The 20,496-nt window shown below is 36.7% G+C and carries 21 protein-coding genes; 15 read left to right on the plus strand and 6 right to left on the minus strand.

Annotated features, from left to right (window positions below; translation table 11 throughout):
- Window positions 1-57: 57 nt before the first annotated feature.
- On the minus strand, window positions 58-1,131 hold the full coding sequence (gene prfA, locus CGC48_RS03270) for a peptide chain release factor 1 (protein WP_013997009.1): 1,074 nt from the start codon (window positions 1,129-1,131) through the stop codon (window positions 58-60).
- Between the two features lie 217 nt (window positions 1,132-1,348).
- Here prfA and CGC48_RS03275 point away from each other — a divergent pair, with 217 nt between their 5' ends.
- Both CGC48_RS03275 and CGC48_RS03280 read left to right on the plus strand, forming a co-directional pair.
- Window positions 1,349-2,104 (plus strand): nucleotidyltransferase domain-containing protein, encoded by a 756-nt coding sequence (locus CGC48_RS03275; RefSeq protein WP_098028455.1) that lies wholly within the window; start codon window positions 1,349-1,351, stop codon window positions 2,102-2,104.
- 9 nt (window positions 2,105-2,113) lie between these two features.
- Window positions 2,114-3,175: a DNA polymerase beta superfamily protein gene (locus tag CGC48_RS03280; protein ID WP_098028456.1), complete on the plus strand. Its 1,062-nt coding sequence runs from the start codon at window positions 2,114-2,116 to the stop codon at window positions 3,173-3,175.
- Here the strand turns inward: CGC48_RS03280 and aat are convergent.
- The 5 genes from aat to CGC48_RS03305 all read right to left on the minus strand — a co-directional run bounded on the left by aat (window position 3,150) and on the right by CGC48_RS03305 (window position 7,008).
- Window positions 3,150-3,773: a leucyl/phenylalanyl-tRNA--protein transferase gene (gene aat / locus CGC48_RS03285; protein ID WP_394336565.1), complete on the minus strand. Its 624-nt coding sequence runs from the start codon at window positions 3,771-3,773 to the stop codon at window positions 3,150-3,152. The two genes, CGC48_RS03280 and aat, sit on opposite strands and share 26 nt — an antisense overlap.
- A 24-nt stretch (window positions 3,774-3,797) precedes the next feature.
- Window positions 3,798-4,286 (minus strand): DUF3127 domain-containing protein, encoded by a 489-nt coding sequence (locus CGC48_RS03290; protein ID WP_098028458.1) that lies wholly within the window; start codon window positions 4,284-4,286, stop codon window positions 3,798-3,800.
- Window positions 4,287-4,361: 75 nt separating this feature from the next.
- Window positions 4,362-5,663 (minus strand): 30S ribosomal protein S12 methylthiotransferase RimO, encoded by a 1,302-nt coding sequence (gene rimO / locus CGC48_RS03295; protein WP_098028459.1) that lies wholly within the window; start codon window positions 5,661-5,663, stop codon window positions 4,362-4,364.
- A gap of 83 nt (window positions 5,664-5,746) precedes the next feature.
- Window positions 5,747-6,607, minus strand: a complete 861-nt coding sequence (locus CGC48_RS03300; RefSeq protein ID WP_098028460.1) for an aminotransferase class IV — start codon at window positions 6,605-6,607, stop codon at window positions 5,747-5,749.
- A gap of 17 nt (window positions 6,608-6,624) precedes the next feature.
- Window positions 6,625-7,008, minus strand: coding sequence for an START-like domain-containing protein (locus CGC48_RS03305; protein ID WP_098028461.1), 384 nt, complete (start codon window positions 7,006-7,008; stop codon window positions 6,625-6,627).
- A 333-nt stretch (window positions 7,009-7,341) separates the two neighbouring features.
- Between CGC48_RS03305 and CGC48_RS03310 the strand changes: the two genes are divergently transcribed.
- The 13 genes from CGC48_RS03310 (at window position 7,342) to CGC48_RS03370 (ending at window position 20,354) form a co-directional block, all read left to right on the plus strand.
- On the plus strand, window positions 7,342-10,143 hold the full coding sequence (locus CGC48_RS03310; RefSeq protein ID WP_098028462.1) for a 2-oxoglutarate dehydrogenase E1 component: 2,802 nt from the start codon (window positions 7,342-7,344) through the stop codon (window positions 10,141-10,143).
- A gap of 309 nt (window positions 10,144-10,452) precedes the next feature.
- Window positions 10,453-10,764, plus strand: coding sequence for a virulence protein (locus CGC48_RS03315; protein WP_098028463.1), 312 nt, complete (start codon window positions 10,453-10,455; stop codon window positions 10,762-10,764).
- Between the two features lie 348 nt (window positions 10,765-11,112).
- Window positions 11,113-11,442 (plus strand): hypothetical protein, encoded by a 330-nt coding sequence (locus CGC48_RS03320; protein WP_098028464.1) that lies wholly within the window; start codon window positions 11,113-11,115, stop codon window positions 11,440-11,442.
- A 51-nt stretch (window positions 11,443-11,493) separates the two neighbouring features.
- Entirely contained in the window at window positions 11,494-12,708 is a 1,215-nt protein-coding gene (gene odhB / locus CGC48_RS03325; RefSeq protein WP_098028465.1) for a 2-oxoglutarate dehydrogenase complex dihydrolipoyllysine-residue succinyltransferase, read from the plus strand.
- A 156-nt stretch (window positions 12,709-12,864) separates the two neighbouring features.
- Entirely contained in the window at window positions 12,865-13,416 is a 552-nt protein-coding gene (locus tag CGC48_RS03330) for a TlpA family protein disulfide reductase (RefSeq protein WP_098028466.1), read from the plus strand.
- A gap of 190 nt (window positions 13,417-13,606) precedes the next feature.
- Entirely contained in the window at window positions 13,607-13,936 is a 330-nt protein-coding gene (locus CGC48_RS03335) for a HesB/IscA family protein (RefSeq protein WP_098028467.1), read from the plus strand.
- A 73-nt stretch (window positions 13,937-14,009) separates the two neighbouring features.
- Entirely contained in the window at window positions 14,010-14,399 is a 390-nt protein-coding gene (locus CGC48_RS03340; RefSeq protein ID WP_098028468.1) for a four helix bundle protein, read from the plus strand.
- Window positions 14,400-14,478: 79 nt separating this feature from the next.
- Entirely contained in the window at window positions 14,479-15,936 is a 1,458-nt protein-coding gene (gene sufB / locus CGC48_RS03345; protein ID WP_098028469.1) for a Fe-S cluster assembly protein SufB, read from the plus strand.
- A gap of 394 nt (window positions 15,937-16,330) precedes the next feature.
- Entirely contained in the window at window positions 16,331-16,555 is a 225-nt protein-coding gene (locus CGC48_RS03350; RefSeq protein WP_098029744.1) for a hypothetical protein, read from the plus strand.
- 184 nt (window positions 16,556-16,739) lie between these two features.
- Window positions 16,740-17,051 (plus strand): hypothetical protein, encoded by a 312-nt coding sequence (locus CGC48_RS03355; RefSeq protein ID WP_013998037.1) that lies wholly within the window; start codon window positions 16,740-16,742, stop codon window positions 17,049-17,051.
- Window positions 17,052-17,263: 212 nt separating this feature from the next.
- Window positions 17,264-18,664, plus strand: a complete 1,401-nt coding sequence (locus CGC48_RS03360) for a carboxylesterase family protein (RefSeq protein ID WP_098028470.1) — start codon at window positions 17,264-17,266, stop codon at window positions 18,662-18,664.
- A 33-nt stretch (window positions 18,665-18,697) separates the two neighbouring features.
- Entirely contained in the window at window positions 18,698-19,435 is a 738-nt protein-coding gene (sufC, locus tag CGC48_RS03365; protein WP_042347417.1) for a Fe-S cluster assembly ATPase SufC, read from the plus strand.
- 100 nt (window positions 19,436-19,535) lie between these two features.
- Window positions 19,536-20,354, plus strand: a complete 819-nt coding sequence (locus CGC48_RS03370; RefSeq protein ID WP_098028471.1) for a hypothetical protein — start codon at window positions 19,536-19,538, stop codon at window positions 20,352-20,354.
- Window positions 20,355-20,496: the final 142 nt, after the last annotated feature.

Consider the following 20,496-nt stretch of genomic DNA (forward strand, 5'->3'; position numbering starts at 1 on the left):
GCTTCATAGTTGTACATAAAAGAAAGACGATGAATTTCATCGTCTTTCCCAATATTATTAAAACATATCGTTTTCTTTGAGTTTTTCGGTGTTTTCGGCAAGTTGTAGCTCGTCGATAAGGCGTTGTACATCGCCGTTGATTACATTTTGCAAATCGTAGAGTGTCAGCCCGATGCGGTGGTCAGTTACACGTCCTTGCGGATAGTTATACGTGCGGATTTTAGCACTTCTGTCCCCACTGGAAACCATACTTTTGCGTCGTGCCGAATCTTCCTCCATTTTTTTAGCCAATTCCATCTCGTACAAACGCGAACGCAACACTTTCAAAGCCTTATCCAAGTTTTTATGCTGTGATTTTTCGTCTTGGCAACGTACTTCAATCCCTGTGGGAATGTGTTGCAACTGAATGGCTGAATAGGTAGTGTTCACCGACTGCCCTCCAGGTCCTGTTGAGGTCGTTCTGATGATCTTAACGTCTGCCATATCCAATTCCACGTCAAATTCTTCTGCTTCGGGCAATACCATCACAGTCGCCGCCGAAGTATGCACTCGTCCTTGTGTTTCCGTTTGCGGAACGCGTTGCACACGATGTACCCCAGCCTCAAATTTGAGCGTTCCGTACACATTATCGCCCGTAACTTCAAAGATGATTTCTTTATATCCACCTGAAGTTCCTTCGTTGTAATCCATTACAGATGTATTCCATCCTTTTGACTGACAATATTTTGTGTACATACGATACAAATCCCCTGCGAAGATAGAAGCCTCATCACCTCCCGTTCCCGCACGGATTTCCATTACGGCGTTTTTGGCATCTTCGGGGTCTTTCGGGATAAGCATAAAGCGGATTTCCTCCTCCAACTGCGGAAGTTTTTCCTTGGCTTCGTCCAATTGCATTTTTGCCATTTCCACCATTTCAGCATCGGTTTCATTGGCGATAATTTCTTCAGCCTCACTAATATTGGAAGTTACAATGATGTATTCCTCTCGCTTATCGATAAGCTCTTTGAGGTCTTTATATTCTTTATTTAACTGAATGTATCGCTTTTGGTCAGAAATAACATCAGGCTGAATAATCAAGTCTGAAATTTCGTCGAATCGTTGTTTTACAATGTTTAATCTGTCAAGCATTTTTTGAAATTGAATAGTTTCTTTTGAAAATTGGTTGCAAAAGTAGTCAAAATGAGGTTCAAAATCAATTTTTTGAAAAAAATATTTCAAGCTAAGATTCGTTTTTAGTTTGCTAATTGTCTTTCAGATATGTAAAATTTGTATTTTTGCCTAAAGAGTTATCTAACTTTAAGTTAAGAAAACTAAAAAATATTTACTATAATTTTAGTACCAAACAATGACTATAAAAAATCGTATTTTAGAAAAAATCAAAGAAGTAGAACATCAATATTCGGTAGAAGTATTGTACGTGGTAGAGTCGGGTAGCCGAGCTTGGGGATTTGCTTCCCCCAACAGCGATTTTGATATTCGATTCATATACAAGAGCAAAGTAGAACATTATCTATCATTGTGGGAACAGCATGATACTATTGAATTTATGACCGATGAAAACCTTGACGGCAGTGGGTGGGATTTAAAGAAAACACTACTACTTTTAGCTAAATCAAATACTCCTCTGCTTGAATGGTTGTACAGCCCTGTGATATATTTTGAAAAACCACAACTAATTAAATCATTGCGTTCACTTGCCCAAAAGTGCTTCTCCCCTATAGCTTGTATGTATCATTATCTCGGTATGAGTAAAAATTTTTCACAAGTTTGCCAACAGGACAACGTAAAACTCAAAAGCTACCTCTATGCATTACGTACTGCCCTTGCAGGAAAGTGGATTGCAGAGAAAAACTCCTTCTCTCCTGTAGCTTTTAGCCAACTACTAACTATTGCACCAGCCAATATACAGACTAAAATTCAGGAGATTATGAACATAAAAGCATCTCAAAATGAAAGTTACTTACATCCCAAGGAAGAACTCATTAGTAATTTTTTGACACAAATCTTAGCCGAAAACTCGCAAAAGGCAAACAACCTATCTGCTGGTGAAAAGATACATAACGAACTGAATACGTTCTTTCTCGAAACTTTAAAGCAATAACAATACATTATGGACATAAATTATCTGAAAGACAATAATCTCATACTCTTTGAAGCTATTGCAGGAAGCAAAGCCTTTGGGTTAGATACGCCAACTTCTGACACCGATATCAAAGGAGTTTTCTATCTTCCTAAAAAGGATTTTTACGGGCTGAATTATATTCCGCAAATTAGTAATTCAACCAATGACACTGTTTATTATGAACTTGGTAGATTTGTGGAACTATTACTGAAAAACAATCCTAATATCTTGGAACTTTTAGCCTCTCCCAATGATTGTATTCTTTACAAACACCCTATTATGAACGCCTTTATGATGCAAGATTTCTTATCTAAGCTTTGCAAAGATACCATTGTAGGATATGCACAAAACCAAATTAAGAAAGCTAGAGGACTAAACAAAAAAATAGTGAACCCTATGGACGCACAACGCAAAAGTCTACCTGATTTTTGCTACGTACTTAACGGATATTCCAGCGTTTCGCTTAACCAATGGCTCCAAGAACAAAACAAAATCCAAGAGCTATGTGGACTGGTAGCTATTTCACATTTAAAAAATATTTATGCTCTTTTTTACGATGATTCCTCTAAATTACATTATAAGGGCATCTTGAAGAAGGAAAACTCGAATGAATTATCACTTTCTTCCGTACCTAAAGAAAAAGCCCCTATCGCTTATATATATTGTAACTCAGAAGGTTATTCCTCCTACTGCAAAAAATATAAAGAATACTGGGAATGGGCGGAACAACGCAACCAAGAACGTTACCTAACTAACCAACAACACGGCAAAAACTATGACAGCAAAAATATGATGCATACCATTCGGTTATTACAATCAGCAAAGTATATTTTTGAAACAGGAACGCTTAATGTGCGTGTAACCAATCGTTCTGAATTACTTTCGATAAAAGCAGGAGAAAAGAGTTATGATGAAATTCTTTTGATGACAGAAACACTTTTGGAAGAAATCGAACAATTATATGTCTCCTCTACTCTGCCTGAAACTCCTAACCACCAAAAAGCTATTGATACACTCGTAAGAATCAGAGAGAAACTTTATTCTTTCTGATTATTTCCAGAAATTGTGTTCGAGGTATTTCTTCAGCACCGAGTTTTTCTAAATATTCACTATAAACCTGACAATCAACTAACTTAATTTCAGGGTGCTGTTGCAAAAAAGTGATAAATCCTACTTGTGAAGCATTACTTTTTCTACTAAACATACTTTCTCCACAGAAAATATTTCCCATTTTGATGCCATAAAGCCCTCCAACCAACTGATTTTCACACCAAACTTCGACTGAATGAGCATAACCTAATTGATGTAGTTGAGTGTAAGTGACTATCATTTCAGGGTGAATCCACGTACCATCTTGGTCTTTTCGAGGGATAGAAGCACAATTTCTGATAACTTCTTCAAAACTTTGATTGTAAGTTACTTGATAAATATTCTTTCGAAGTAATTTTTTGATATTTTTGGAGATATGTAACTTTTCAGGAAAAAGAACAAATCTTGGATTTGGTGACCACCATAAAACAGGTTCTTCTTCATTGTACCAAGGAAAAATTCCATTCTGATAGGCTTCAAGCAAACGTTCTGGAGTTAAATCATAGCCATAAGCAACAATTCCTTCTTCCGAAGCAATTTCGGGAGAAGGAAAAGGCATATTTTCTTCTAAAAAAATCAACTTTTAGAAAGGTAAATCGTCGAAGTCCTCGGAATTTGTAGTTTGTGTAGTTTCAAAACCACCCTGCGGAGACATTGGAGGAGGTGTTTGATTAGCAAATTGCTGTCCTCCATAATTAGATTGCTGATAAGGTTGTCCCTGATAGGGTTGTTGATACTGCGGATTAGGATACGATTGCTGCTGATAAGACTGTTGATATACTTGTTGTTGAGCCATTTCCATATTCTCAATACGCCAACCTTGCAATGAATTGAAGTACTTAGCTTCTCCTTGCGGATTTATCCATTCACGTCCACGAACGTTAAAACTGATTTTCACCAATTGTCCCACACGAAAGGAATCTAATAATGCACATTTTTCTTGTGTAAATTCGAAAATAACGTGCTGAGGATATTGTTCTTCTGTGGTAATAACTACTTCTCTCTTCTGAAAACCATTCGTTCCAAAACTCTGAATATCTGATATTAACTTTATACGTCCTTGTAAATCCATCTCAATGTATCTTTATATATTTTGCAAAAGTAAATATTTATCTTGAAATATTATGTTTTGATTACGTTAAAAGTTTTACACAGGTTCGGCATACAAATCATAATCTGCTGCATCGATAACTTTAACGTTAACAAATTCACCTGCTTTCACATAAAACCTCTTAGCATCAATAAGTACCTCATTATCAACATCAGGAGAATCATATTCAGTGCGTCCTATGAAATAATTTCCTTCTTTGCGGTCGATAAGACAACGGAATATTTTACCAATTTTCTCTTGATTGAGTTCCCACGAAATCTGAGACTGAATTTCCATTATTTCATTAGCTCTAGCTATTTTCACTTCCTCGGGAACATCATCGACCAAGTTATAAGCGTGTGTATTCTCCTCGTGACTGTACGTAAAACAACCCAATCGGTCGAATCGCATTTCTTTTACAAATTCTTTGAGAATATTGAAATCATCTTCAGTTTCACCAGGATAGCCGACAATCAAAGTAGTTCGAATCGCCATTTCTGGTAATTTTTCTCGAAATTTTTTGAGTAATTTTATCGTTTTCTCCCGAGTTGTTCCACGTCTCATACTTTTCAGAATAGAATCTGAAATGTGTTGCAAAGGAATGTCCAAGTAATTACAAACTTTTGATTCCTCTTTCATCACTTCGATAACGTCCATCGGGAAACCTGTCGGGAAAGCATAATGTAATCGAATCCACTCAATTCCCTCTACCTTGACAAGCTCACGTAACAAATCGGCTAATTTTCTTTCTTTATAAAGGTCTAACCCATAATATGTTAAATCTTGAGCTATCAAAATCAATTCTTTGACTCCTTTTGTAGCCAATTTTTCAGCTTCGATAACCAAATCTTCAATAGGGGTACTTCGGTGGCTTCCACGCATCAGCGGAATAGCACAAAAACTACAAGGACGATCGCAACCTTCAGCTATTTTTAGGTAAGCATAATTTTTAGGAGTTGTTGTAAGTCGCTCACCGATAAGTTCGTGCTTGTAATCAGCTCCTAAAACTTTCAGCAAAGCAGGAAGTTCAGTAGTTCCGAAATATTGGTCGACGTCAGGGATTTCTTTTTCCAAATCAGGCTTGTAACGCTCACTCAAACAACCCATTACATAAACCTTATCAACCAAACCTTCTTCTTTTTTGTTTACATAATCTAAAATGGTATTAATGCTTTCCTCTTTGGCATTATTGATAAAACCACAGGTATTGATAACCACGATATTACCTTCCTTTTCGTGAACAACATCTTTACCTCCTGCTTTTAGTTGCCCCATTAAAACCTCACTATCATACACATTTTTGGAACACCCCAGAGTAACTACATTGATGACATTTTTCTTTATTGACTTGGTTCTCATCTTCTCAAAATCGAATTTTCAGGCGACAAAGATATTATTTTTTAGTGAGTTAGAATCTCTCTGAAATTTAGAACAATTATAAATTATTTTTTATCCATTCCAAAACGAACTACTGTGTTGAGTTTTCCTACCAAATTTTTAGCAATCACATTGGTATATTCCTTTTTGCGATATTTTGTAATTGGCTGAATACCAACGATACTATTTGTTATGAATAATTCGTCTGCTTTTTGAAGTTCAAAGGGAGATATTGAAGTTTCAACCAATTCAAAATCAGAAGTTTTTTTGAGCATATTTAGTAGAACTTTACGCGTAATTCCATTCAAACAGCCATCGGTAAGCAAAGGTGTTTTTAAAGTTTTTCCTTCCACTAAAAACAAATTTCCATTTAAAGCTCCTACAACATTCTTATTAGAATTCAGCAAGATGCAATTTTGGTAATCATTTTCTTTGGCAAAAACACTTCCTATAATATTCACCAAACGATTCGTGTGCTTCACATTTGCCAACAAATCAGGTTGAACATAAAAATCTTTAAAAAGTTCCACCTCATACGGATTTTCATTAATCTCAAAAAAGTAAGAATCAATCCTTTGAACTTCAATAAGATAATCTATTTCATTAGTTTTAGGTGTATACAAACCTCCATCTTTGCGAAAAACTGTGATACGAACACGAACAGGCGAACTTACTAAATCATTAACATTGATAGTTTTAAGGATTTCTTCTTCTAAAAACTCTAATGTAAAAGACATTGGGATTTCCATACGAAGAATACGCATTCCCGCCATTAAACGTAAATAATGTTCTTCCCAAAAAAGTATTTGTTGATTTGTATATTTTAAAGTATCAAAAACAGCATCGCCATATTTGAAAGATCTGTTTTCAGTGGACAAAAAGGCATCATCGGTAGCCAGAAGCTTTCCGTTATAATTTATTTTCATTAACTTCTATCTTAATTTTAAACCGAACCTAATACGTGTTTTAGTTCCGCTACTTGGTTTTTCCACAGCATTTTGGATTCTTCCAAATCTTCAGGACTTGCAAAATCCACAATCACTAACGACACATCTTCAGTAATTTCATCAACAACGATTTTCATTTCAAAGTAAGTATCATTTCCACTGCCAAGCCATCTGAATTTTATTGATTCATCTAATTTTTTTCGGAGCAACTTTGCCTTTTCCTCAGTATCACTCCAAATAAAAGTATATATCTCCTCTTTCAAATTCACATTATCCGCATACCACTCCGATAATCCAGAGGGAGACGAAATGTATTGATACAACATTTGAGGAGATGCGTGAATCGCAAATTCTAACTCGTACTTTACTTTGTTTTGCATAATTGCGTAGATAAAATTTCAAAGGTGGCAAGGTATAATTTAAAAATCAAATAAACAAATTTTTTTACATTTTTGGTTCACCAAAAAGCTAAATACAACACTTAGGTAATTTTTTACTTTTGAAAGAAAAAGAAAGAAAAAGCAAGAAAATGAAATTTAATAATACACTTTAAAAAGAATTCAAGATTATGATTATCAGAAAATTAATTCACGACCATCTTTTAGCTTTCACAAAATGATGTAAATATATTTCCAAAAAAAATTCAAAAGAATAGAAAATCCAAAACTAAATTATATCTTTGTCGTTACTTATTTGAACAACATTTTTTCATTATGGATAAATATTCTTTTTTGAATGCCGCAAGTACAGCTTATTTTGGAGATTTGTACGAAAAATATTTAGAAAATCCTGACTCAGTTGAAGCAAGTTGGAGAGCTTTCTTCCAAGGATTTGATTTTGCACAAGAAAACTATGGCGAATCGTACGACGAAACGGTTCAGGTAATGGCTCAAAAGGTGGATTCGGGCAACAATGTAGCTTCGGAAAAACTTCAAAAGGAGTTCAAAGTACTAAACCTGATTAATGGTTACAGAACGTATGGTCACTTGTTTACCAAAATTAATCCTATCCGCAAACGTGAAGCATACATTCCGAACTTAAATATCGAAAACTACGGACTTTCAAATTCAGATTTGGAAACTATTTTCGATTCTGCGAAAGAAATCGGATTACAGCCAACATCTTTGCGAAACATTATCAATACATTGAAAGATATTTACTGCAATTCGGTAGGTGTTGAGTATTCGTACGTACGTGAACCCGAAATTCGGCAATGGATTGAGAATAAAATATTTAAAAATGCCAATAAACCGCAATTCTCAAAAGAAGAAAAAATCCAAATTCTGAAAAAACTTAACGAAGCCACTTCATTCGAGAACTTTTTGCATACGAAATACGTAGGTCAGAAGCGTTTTTCGTTGGAAGGAAACGATGCTTTCGTAGCTGGTTTGGACTTTATCGTGGAACGTGCCGCTGAAAAAGGAGTAGAACACTTAGTTTTGGGAATGGCTCACCGAGGAAGATTAAATGTTTTGGCAAATGTTTTCAACAAAAACCCACAAGATATTTTTTCTGAGTTTGATGGAAAAGATTACGAAATGGAAGATAATTTCGATGGCGATGTAAAGTATCACTTAGGGATTACTTCCGAAAGAATTACCCAATCAGGGAAAAAAATCAACCTGAATTTGGCTCCTAACCCTTCACATCTGGAGACTGTTGGGGCTGTTATCGAAGGAATTACCCGAGCCAAGCAAGATAATTTCTTTCCAAGCGACATCAAAAAAGCACTTCCTATCGCCATTCACGGTGATGCCGCAGTGTCAGGACAAGGTGTCGTATATGAAATCACACAAATGTCTCAGCTTAAAGGATTTAAGGCAGGAGGTACTATTCATATCGTGATAAATAACCAAGTTGGTTTCACTACAAACTATACCGATTCACGCTCATCAACATATTGTACGGATATTGCGAAAGTTAATTCTTCTCCTGTCCTACACGTAAACTCTGATGACGCCGAAGCGGTAGTTCACGCTTTTCTTTTGGCATTAGATTTCCGTCAAGAGTTTGGAAGAGACATATTTATCGACCTACTGGGCTATCGTAAGTACGGACATAACGAAGGTGACGAACCTCGTTTTACTCAACCCGTACTTTACAAAACCATAGGAAAACACGAAAACCCAAGAAACATCTATGCGAAACGATTAATCGAAGAAAATATTGTTACTTCGGATTATGTTGCGCAAATAGAGAATGAATATAAATCAGTGCTGGACAACCATTTGGAAGCCTCGCGAAAAGAAGAATTAACCATCATCAAACCTTTTATGCAAGATGTATGGAAAGGCTTTGAAATCGCATCACGTAAGAAAATGTTGGAAAAAGTAGACACTTCTTTCGACAAAGATACCTTAGTTGAGATAGCAAAAATCATCACTGAGTTACCTTCCGACAAGAAATTCATCAGCAAAATCAAAAAAATTATTGCTGACCGCAAAGAAGGTTTCTTTGAAAAGGATACTATCGATTGGGGTACCGCTGAGCATTTAGCTTTTGCTACACTTCTTTCTGAAGGTTTCAATGTTCGGCTAACAGGTCAGGACGTTCAGCGAGGAACATTCTCACATCGCCACGCAGTGGTAAAAACCGAAGATACAGAAGAAGAAATAACGCCACTCAAAGCCCTAAAGCAGCACGAGAAACACGCAAAAGGAAACTTTTATGTCTATAATTCCTTACTTTCAGAGTATGGTGTGTTAGGTTATGAGTATGGTTACGCAATGGCAAGCCCAAATACGCTAACAATTTGGGAAGCTCAGTTTGGAGATTTCTCTAATGGGGCACAAATTATGCTCGACCAGTACATTTCTTGCGGAGAAGATAAATGGAAAACCCAAGATGGTGTCGTAATTTTACTACCTCACGGATATGAGGGACAAGGTTCGGAACACTCTTCGGCACGTATCGAACGTTATTTGCAATTATGCTCAGACAAAAATATGTATGTAGCAAATTGTACCACACCTGCGAATTTCTTTCACTTGTTAAGAAGACAAATGAAAACTAATTTCCGCAAACCACTCGTAGTTTTCACACCAAAGAGCTTACTTCGCCACCCACAAGTCGTTTCTACGATTGATGATTTGGCAAATGGGCAATTCCAAGAAGTTATTGACGACCCAATCGCCGATGCTTCCAAAGTGAAATCGGTGGTTTTCTGTTCAGGACGCTTTTATTACGACCTTTATGCCGAACGTGAAAAATTAGGTCGCGATGATGTAGCTTTTGTTCGCATTGAGCAGTTATTCCCGCTTCCTACCGAGCAAATCAAAGCCGTTTTAGGAAAATATAAAAACGCAGATGATTTTGTTTGGGCACAAGAAGAGCCTAAAAATATGGGAGCTTACGGATATATGTTGATGTTTTTCGACTTTGTTAACTGGCGTTTGGCATCAAACACGGTATATTCGGCACCAGCTTCCGGAAGTTACACGCGCGATAGAAAACGTCACGCAGAGGCTATCGCAATGGTTTTCGACCGCAACGCCAATGCCAAAAAGAATATATAATAATAGGTATACTTTGCCGAAGTTTTCGTAGCTTTGGCAAAGTATACGTTATATAAACACCTTATAATGAAATAATATACGTAATTTTGTTTCGATATTGCTTTAAGAAAGATATTTTCCAGCTGAAGTGAAGCATCTGTCACCCTAATTAGAGTTATTATCACCCTGAGCGAAGTCGAAGGGAAAAAATAAAAAAAGACTTCAGCTACGCTTAACTTGATAAGTAACCGATTAAAAGGATAAACATTCAATAAAAAATATTCTTTACAGAAAAGAAAAACTATTTATAACACAAAAAAAGCAACAAAAATGTATGCAATCCTTTTTGATATCGATATTTCCGTATTAGAGCAGAATTATGGAAAGCCATACACCCAAGCTTTCTGTGAAATAGAAAAATTATTGAAAGATTATAATTTTTATAAGGAACAAGAGGGCGTATATTTTTCAAAAATAGCATCAAAAAAGGAAGCTATTAACGCAATAGAAGCACTTTCTAAAAAAGATTGGTTTTTATTATCCGTCAAAAAGGTGCAAACATTCAAAATTGAAGATTGGAATGATTTTACTCCGCTAATAAAAGAAAAAATACGAGAATTGGTCTTCCAAACATCAAGATAACAAAAAATACGTTCTTTTTATTATTTTTTATCTCGGGAATTGATTGCTTCATATCAGGAATTAATTGCTTCACTTCTGGAATAGTCTGCTTCACATCAGAAACTAATTGCTTCTGACAGAAAACAGACTACTTTTACTCAGAAATTAGTTGCTTCAAGTAAGAATCTACCTGCTTCATATCCGAAAACAGATAACAAAGATAGTTTTTATGAAGCCAAACAACAGAAATTTCTTTCCAAAAGCAAGAAAAAAGAATTCTAACATCAGAAAAATCATTCCGAAGATAGAAAACCTATAAACCAAGTTATGAACTTTATATAGAAATATAATAACTAAAAAACAATTAATATGGCTAAATCAAGCAGACCCAAAGTAAGCTATGCCGAGCTTATCGCAAAAGCTCAGCTAATGGTAGCAGGATTAAAAAACAATGCCCAAGAGGTACAAAAAAGAGGAATTGGTTCCGACTTCACTTCGCTACTTGAAAAACAATGTGAAGAAGCAATTGCCCTTAATAACGAGCAAGAACGCCTAAAAGCAGAACTCAAAGCCAAAACAGAAGAATTTGTCAGCAAACTTAACGCAATTCAAGAGCAAATGAGGGAAGCAAATGCGGTTGCTAAGTTAGCAATGCCCCAAGCAAGATGGAGAGAATTCGGAATTGAAACATCAAGATAGTAATTTGTAGAACACAATAAATAAAAACTCATACTTAAAACTAATAATACTATGTTAGAAATGAAAGTTCCCTCACCGGGAGAATCTATCACGGAAGTAGAAATCGCACGTTGGCTTGTAAAGACGGGTGATTATGTAGAAAAAGACCAAGCTATCGCCGAAGTTGATTCAGATAAAGCAACCCTCGAACTTCCTGCCGAAGCCAGTGGCGTAATTACGCTACAAGCTGAGGAAGGTGATGCAGTAAAAGTAGGTCAAGTAGTATGCTTAATCGATACTTCAGCTACAAAACCTTCAGGAAACGCCACATCTGAACCTACTAAGAAAGAGGAACCTAAAAAAGAAGAAAAGAAAGTAGCAGAAGTACCAACCGAAAAGGCAACTTATGCAACAAATGCCCCAAGTCCGGCAGCTCGTAAAATATTAGAAGAAAAAGAAATCCCTGTATCGGCTGTAAAAGGCACAGGAAGAGATGGGCGTATCACTAAAGACGATGCTTTAAAGGCTTCAAAGCCATCTATGGGCACACCTACGGGAGGAAGTCGCAGTGAAACGCGAACTAAAATGTCAATGCTCCGCCGTAAAGTCTCAGAAAGATTAGTATCTGCCAAAAATGAAACAGCAATGCTAACAACCTTCAACGAGGTAGATATGAGTGCGATTTACCAGCTTCGAAATCAGTACAAAGACGCCTTCAAAGAGAAACATAATGTGAATTTAGGATTTATGTCTTTCTTTACGTTGGCGGTCGTTAGGGCTTTAAAGATGTATCCTGACGTAAATTCGATGATTGATGGGCAAGAAAAGGTAACGTATAACTTCTATGATATTTCAATTGCCGTTTCTGGTCCTAAAGGATTGATGGTTCCGGTAATTCGCAACGCTGAAAATTTATCATTCCGCGGTGTTGAAGCAGAAGTTAAGCGTTTAGCGGTACGAGCTCGTGATGGTCAGATTACTGTCGACGAAATGACGGGAGGAACATTCACTATTACCAATGGAGGTGTCTTCGGTTCGATGCTCTCTACTCCTATTATCAATCCACCACAATCAGGAATTTTAGGAATGCACAATGTTGTAGAACGAGCTGTGGTTAAAAACGGACAAATTACGATAGCTCCGGTAATGTATGTCGCTCTTTCGTATGACCATCGCATCATTGACGGACGTGAATCGGTTGGTTTCTTAGTAGCTGTGAAAGAAGCGTTGGAAAACCCCGTAGAAATCCTAATGAATGGCAATGCTAAAGCAGCTTTAGAATTATAAAAGCACTTCAATAAGAAAATAAAGGCTCAGAAGAACGTATCTTTTGGGCTTTTGTTCTCTATTTTCTATTAGCTTTCGCAAGTTATTTAATTTTATAAACTTTTAATCGTTTTCTTAAACTTTTTTAGGGCAATTAATTCCCTTACTTACTTGAAAATGAAACTAAAAACTATATTAAATCTCGCATTAATTTTATTTATTCTCGCTTTTTTCGTAACTCCTTTGGGATATGAAAGTAAGATAATCTTACAACGGATATTTTCCAGCTCTGTTGAAGTTCTTCCTTCCAATGAACAATATAAAATTGACTTTGATTGGAAATTAAAAGACCGAGATAATAAAGAGTTCAACTTTTCTCAGTCAGAAGGAAAGAAACCTTCCTTTGTTTATTTCTGGTCATCGTGGAGAGTTACGAGTGTTGCCGATTTATCTGGCATACAAAAGCTCTATAATGACTACAAAGAGAAAGTTGATTTCTATATAATTACCAATGAATTGCCTTCTCCAGTAGAAGAATTAATGTCCAAGAGAGGCTATAACTTTAAAGTAACTTATTTAATCATAGGTGAGAAAATGCCTTTTGATGCAGAAAAAATACCTTCGGGATATATCATTGACAAACACGGAGTTGTCCGAGCAAAAAACGAACGAATTGCAAATTGGAATAGTGATAAAGTTCGCAGTTTGTTAGATGCCATTTCAAAATAGCTTTCAATGAAATTCTAACTATTTTTCAACCACTTAGGGACTAACAATAAGAAAATCTTATACCAGCATACATATAATTTAATTATATATACGTTGGTATTTGAATTATATGTGCTATTTTTGCCAACAAAACCTGATATATATCATATATTTAGCTTTTTTTTAGAAAGTAATCAAAACGTAAAACACAATGATTCAAGTATCTGAACAAGCAAAAAAGAAACTAATTTCCTTAATGGAAGATGATAATTTCGACCCTACAACCGATTTTGTACGTGTGGGCGTAAAAAGCGGTGGTTGTAGCGGACTTTCCTACGAACTCAAATTCGATAAAACCACTGACGTCGACGATAAAATATTTGAAAACAATGGAATACGCATTGCTGTAAACAAAAAAAGTTTTCTCTATTTGGTAGGTACAATCCTTGAATATTCAGGTGGACTTAACGGAAAAGGCTTTGTATTCAACAATCCCAACGCTAACAGAACTTGTGGCTGCGGAGAGAGTTTTTCGTTGTAAATATTTCAAGGTTCAAAGTTTAATGCTCAAGGTTTTGTCGGAAACTTTATGCATTTAATCCTAAAAACACAATATGGCTACGATAAAAAGATTTGAAGACTTAGAAATTTGGCAATTGGCAAGAACACTTAGCAATGATATTTATCAAATCATCGAAAATTCAGCACTTAAAAGCAATTTTCGTTTAAGTAATCAAATTGATGGTGCATCGGGCTCAATAATGGATAATATCGCAGAAGGCTTTGAACGTAACGGGAATAAGGAATTTATACAATTTTTATCAATAGCGAAGGCTTCTTGTGGAGAGACAAGGTCGCAATTGTACCGAATTTTGGATAGAGGATTCATTTCTGAAGAACAATTTATCAAACTAAAAAATCAAACTGAAATTTTAAGCAAGAAAATAAATACATTTATCAATTATTTAATTAACAGCAATTTAAAAGGCATAAAATATAAGTGATTTTAAGGTTGCATATTCAGAGTTCACTCTTTAAACCTTGAACTTTGAACCTCAGACCTTAAACTTAAAAACTAAAACTATGGCAAAATACACAGAAGACGATTTACGTGACGAACTACAAACCAAGGAGTATGCCTATGGTTTTTATACCGATATCGAAGCCGAAACATTCCCAAAGGGGCTCAATGAGGAAATTGTAATTGCGATTTCCAAAAAGAAAAACGAGCCTGAGTGGATGACCAATTGGCGTCTTGAGGCTTTCCGCATTTGGAAAGAAATGGAAGAACCCGAATGGGCAAATGTAAAATACGAAAAACCGAATTTCCAAGCCATTTCGTATTATTCCGCACCCAAGCAGAAACCTCAATACGAAAGTTTAGATGAAGTAGACCCAAAACTTCTTGAAACTTTTAACAAATTGGGTATTTCCATCGAAGAGCAGAAACGTTTAACAGGCGTTGCCCCTGTTGCGATGGACATCGTGATGGATTCCGTTTCGGTGGCGACAACTTTCAAAAAGACGTTGGCAGAAAAAGGAATCATCTTCTGTTCTATCTCCGAAGCCATTCAAGAACACCCCGAATTGGTGAAAAAATACATCGGCTCTGTCGTACCTAAAACCGACAATTTCTATGCTGCCCTGAACTCGGCAGTATTTTCCGATGGGTCTTTCTGTTATGTACCCAAAGGCGTTCGTTGTCCGATGGAACTTTCTACCTATTTCCGAATCAATCAGGCAGGTACCGGACAGTTCGAGCGTACTTTAGTGATTGCCGATGAAGGTAGCTACGTTTCTTATCTTGAAGGATGTACCGCTCCGCAACGTGATGAAAACCAATTACACGCTGCCGTAGTAGAGCTGATAGCTTTGGACAATGCCGAGATAAAATACTCAACCGTTCAGAATTGGTTCCCAGGGGATAAAGATGGTAAAGGAGGGGTTTTCAATTTTGTAACCAAACGAGGACTATGTGAAAAGAACGCTAAAATATCTTGGACACAGGTTGAGACAGGTTCCGCAGTGACGTGGAAATATCCATCGTGTGTGCTCAAAGGTGATAATTCGATTGGGGAATTTTACTCCATCGCCGTAACCAATCACTTCCAACAGGCGGATACAGGAACCAAAATGATTCACTTAGGGAAAAACACCCGTTCAACAATCATTTCAAAAGGGATTTCTGCCGGACAATCGCAGAATTCTTACCGAGGATTGGTGAAAGTTAGTCCGAACGCCGAGAATGCACGAAACTTCTCGCAATGTGATTCTCTCTTGATGGGCAATGAGTGCGGAGCTCATACCTTTCCGTACATCGAAGCGAAAAACAAAACTGCTCAAATAGAACACGAAGCCACAACTTCAAAAATCGGGGAAGACCAAATTTTCTACTGCAACCAACGCGGTATCGACACGGAAAAAGCCATCGCCCTAATTGTAAACGGCTTCAGCAAGGAGGTTTTAAACAAACTCCCAATGGAATTTGCTGTAGAAGCTCAGAAATTATTAGAAATCTCTTTGGAAGGAAGCGTGGGATAGTCCGTAGCACGGACAGGCAGGTAATTTTTCCCTAAAAGAAAGATGAAAAAGCCAAGTTTCAAGCTATTTTTCATAGAAAACAACTATAACAAGGCGTTAATACAGTAGGGGTGTATTGCAATACACCCTTACATCGTTTAAAATAATGTAATATAAAGCATTTCCCTATAGAGATAAAGTGTATTTCATCAAAATATTTTGTTTTTCTAAAAGGGATGAGACAAATCCCTAAAGGGATGGAACATTTTTTATCAGGGATAATGTATTTCCCTAAAGGGATGAACAATATCCCTATTTAAAATAATGTAATATAAAGCATTTCCCTATAGAGATAAAGTGTATTTCATCAAAATATTTTGTTTTTCTAAAAGGGATGAGACAAATCCCTAAAGGGATGGAACATTTTTTATCAGGGATAATGTATTTCCCTAAAGGGATGAACAATATCCCTAATGGTACAAGGCATTTCCCTAAAGGGATAACGTATTTCCCTAAAGAGATGGACAATATCCCTAATGGTACAAGGCATTTCCTTGTAGAGGCGAAAGATATTTCGCCCGTACATTGTATAGAGCAATGTGATGTAAGGTGTTTTTTAAGCAATATAGATATAAATTAACATCAGCAGAAATACAATCCACGTTACAAAAACAAAGAGTGTTGATAAATACGTTCATAAAAAGCTAATAATAAGTAATATTTGGCTCGATATTTGCTTGTTTTTTAATAAAATAGCCCAAAAACTAATGGATAACAAAGGTGGGAGGCTTAAACGGAATATTAACCATTAAAATCGAATTATTATGGCAAGGAAATCGTATGCAGAAAACATCAAATCTGTAAAGTTAATGATTGACGGACTTAGAAATCACAAAGATAATCTACCCGCAGGGATTGATGAGGCTTTTATCGATGAGTTGGAAGCCTTAAAAAACAAAGTCGAAACCCTAAACAGCGAACAAGAGAAGCTCAAAGCCGATTTAAAATCGAAAACTGAGGAGTTCGATAAGCAACTCAAGCTGCTTACCGACAAACAATCAGTTGCTCGGAAAAGAGCCAAGATGGATTATCAGCAAAGTCAGTGGCGAGAATTCGGTATTGAGGATAAAAGGTAAGTCCGCAAGGTGGTACAAAACAAAAAAATGTAGGGGCGGAAAACGTTTCGCCCGTACATTGTGTTTTTATTGTAGGGACGCGATGCTGACTTAAAATAATTTGTCGTTGTAATTCCCCCTTTCAAGGGGGATAGGGGGATGTAATTTTCAGTACAACATCCTCCGTCCTTCGGACACCTCCTTCAAAGGAGGATTTTAAAATATAACCATTTATGAAACAAGCATTTTTATTCATCACACTTTGGGCTTTGGTAAGTACATCTTGCAGCAAAGCAGAACATACTGAACCCCAAAAAGAACAAGAAATCCCTAAGCCGGAGCAAGAAGCTCCAAAAGGGAATATATCCAAAGAAAAGGTCAAACAATTTTTCGTAGAACACCTATTAGGTAAAACAACGTCTTTTCAAGAAGGGAAAACCTTGTCGCTTACTGAAATAGCCCATACACAACAAGAAATTTGGCAAAGTTGGAAAGAAGCAAGCCAAAGTTTTTCTGAAGAGAAGTTAGGAGATTTAGCTCCTCTTACCAATGCTACTCAAGGCAATCGTTGGCAACTTCCTGCTAACTTGGAGGCAAATGCTACAATGCCTTTCTATTGGGCTTCCAAAGGCAATCAACCTGAAAAAGGGTATCCGCTTTTTGTGTATATGCACGGTTCGGGTGATAAACATCAGGAGTGGGCTAACGGAAAGATTCTTGCACAACACTTTGAAGATGCTCCATCTGCCTATTTCATTCCGCAAATTCCCAATACAGGGGAACTATATCGTTGGTGGCAAAAGTCAAAACAATTTGCTTGGGAGAAACTACTCCGATTGGCTTTTCTTTCAGGGAAAGTAGATGCTAATAGAGTGTATTTCTTCGGAATATCTGAAGGAGGTTACGGAAGTCAGCGATTAGCTTCTTTTTATGCTGATTATTTGGCGGGAGCAGGTCCGATGGCAGGAGGCGAACCACTCATCAACGCTCCGGTAGAAAACTGCCGAAATATTGCTTTTTCACTACGAACAGGAGCAAAAGATAATATGTTTCATCGAGATTTATTTACTCAATATGCTAAAGAAGAATTTGAAAAGTTTAAAGCCGAAGACCCTCAGGGATTTGTACATCATATTGAGTTAATTCCTAACGCAGGACACAAAATTGACTATCGCCCTACGACACCTTGGCTGAAGCAATATACACGTAATCCGCATCCGAAAAAAGTAGTTTGGGAGGATTTCCCGATGGACGGCATCTACCGAAAAGGATTTTACAACATTGCCATCAAAGAACGTGGAGCAGAACGTGTGCGTTACACGATGAATATCGTTGATAACAAAGTAAATATCAATGTTGATGAAGTTACTTATAAGGGAATTGAAAGAAGTCCTTATTGGGACTTATTCACGAAATATCAAAAAACGCATATTCCTTTGCAGAAAGGAAAATTTGTTGTTTATTTGAACCAAAATTTGGTGGATTTCAGCAAAGAAGTCACTGTTGTAGTGAATAATAAACAAGTTTTCAAAGGAATACTACAATCTGATGTTCAACACCTTGTCAATAGCTGTGCTACTTTCTTTGACCCTGAAAGGGTATTCCCTGCTGCAGTGGAAGTACATCTAAATTAAAATAGAAAATAAATTAAAAAATCAATATATAAAATGTTAGAGATAAAGAACTTACACGCCTCTGTAGAGGATAAAGAAATTTTAAAAGGCATCAACCTGAATGTAAAAGCAGGTGAGGTTCACGCCATTATGGGACCTAACGGAGCAGGAAAATCCACGCTTTCGGCAGTGATTTCGGGCAATGAAAACTTTGAAGTTACTGAGGGAGACATCATTTTGGAAGGAGAAAGCATTTTGGAAGACGCTCCCGAAGAAAGAGCCCATAAGGGAATATTTATGTCCTTTCAATATCCTGTGGAAATCCCCGGAATTTCTGTTACAAACTTCATAAAAACTGCGGTAAACGAAGCGAGAAAAGCTCGTGGTGAAGAGGAAATCCCTGCGGCTGAACTTCTAAAGAAAATCCGCGAGAAAGCTGAACTTTTGGAAATCAACAAAGATTTCTTATCTCGTTCGCTTAACGAAGGCTTTTCAGGGGGAGAAAAGAAACGTAACGAAATCTTCCAAATGGCAATGCTTGAGCCAAAAGTCGCGATATTAGACGAAACAGACTCCGGATTGGATATCGACGCTCTTCGTATCGTGGCAAACGGAGTAAACAAACTAAAAAGCCAAAACAATGCGGTAATTGTTATCACACACTATCAACGTTTGTTGGAGTACATCGTTCCGGATTATGTTCACGTACTTGCCGATGGAAAAATCGTGAAGTCTGGCGGAAAAGAACTCGCTCTCGAACTTGAAGAAAAAGGCTATGATTGGCTGAAATAAAAACAAATCAAATAACAAAAGGTTTAAAGCAAACGCTTTAAACCTTTTGCTTCATTTGAGCCTTTCCTCAGTAGAAAATCATTAAAAACAACGTATCAATATGAATATAAAACATTCACAAATCTTAGACAAATTAGCAGCAAAATATCTGGTGGAAACGATAGATGATGATTTAGCTCGGCTTGTTTGGTTGGCAATGACTGGTTCTGCCAACGAAACGCCACAGAAGCAATTAGCAACTATCCTTCCGAAATTGTTATTACGTTGGGATTGTGCTTTGAAACCTTCCGCAGAAAAGAACAAAAAACATTACAGAAACAAAGCCCTTGTTGCTATGGCTACACTGCTTCACAAATATGGTTTTAGTCAGCCAAGCATTACCTCTCAAGCCATTGACGCAATTGATGTACTTAACAAAGACGTTGTTTTGAGTGATGACTTTGAGAGGAAATCAGTATACATTAAGGAGCTTTTACAAAGTCCGCCCGTACCTTTGAAACGACGCCCCGCATTGCCTGAATCAATTACTTTTTATCGTCCGAAGGATATCATCGCAATAGAATTGGAAAACATCTTCTACATTGCTTACATTCATACGGATACAGGCATCAATCAAAGCCCAGTTGTGGAGTTTTATGAGCAGACCTTTGATAAAGTTCCGACGCTCGACCAACTAAAAAACACCCGAGCTATTGGCGAAAAATATAGTGATGGAACAACAAAAATCAGTAAGTTTAGCATCAGCGGACTAAAATATTTACCAGACCCCGCAGGGCAAGTCACACTAATTGCAAGTGCCATTGACACACCTCCCAATAATAACCATCTGAAAAGTCCCATAGGACTTTATTCGATGAGCGATATTTTCGAGATACAAACTATAATCAAAAGAATGTTTTCACAAGGAGATGATAAATAAAATATATCATCAATTTCTTTTGTTTATACTTATAAATTCCACAAAAAACTACTTGCTTTTTTATAAAAACAATAAACCAAAAAATCCTCTTCACAATAGCTTATAAATAAATGGTTTATATCTATCACAAAAAAGCTCTTGA

This window comes from Capnocytophaga cynodegmi (genome assembly GCF_002302475.1).
Lineage (GTDB): Bacteria > Bacteroidota > Bacteroidia > Flavobacteriales > Flavobacteriaceae > Capnocytophaga > Capnocytophaga cynodegmi.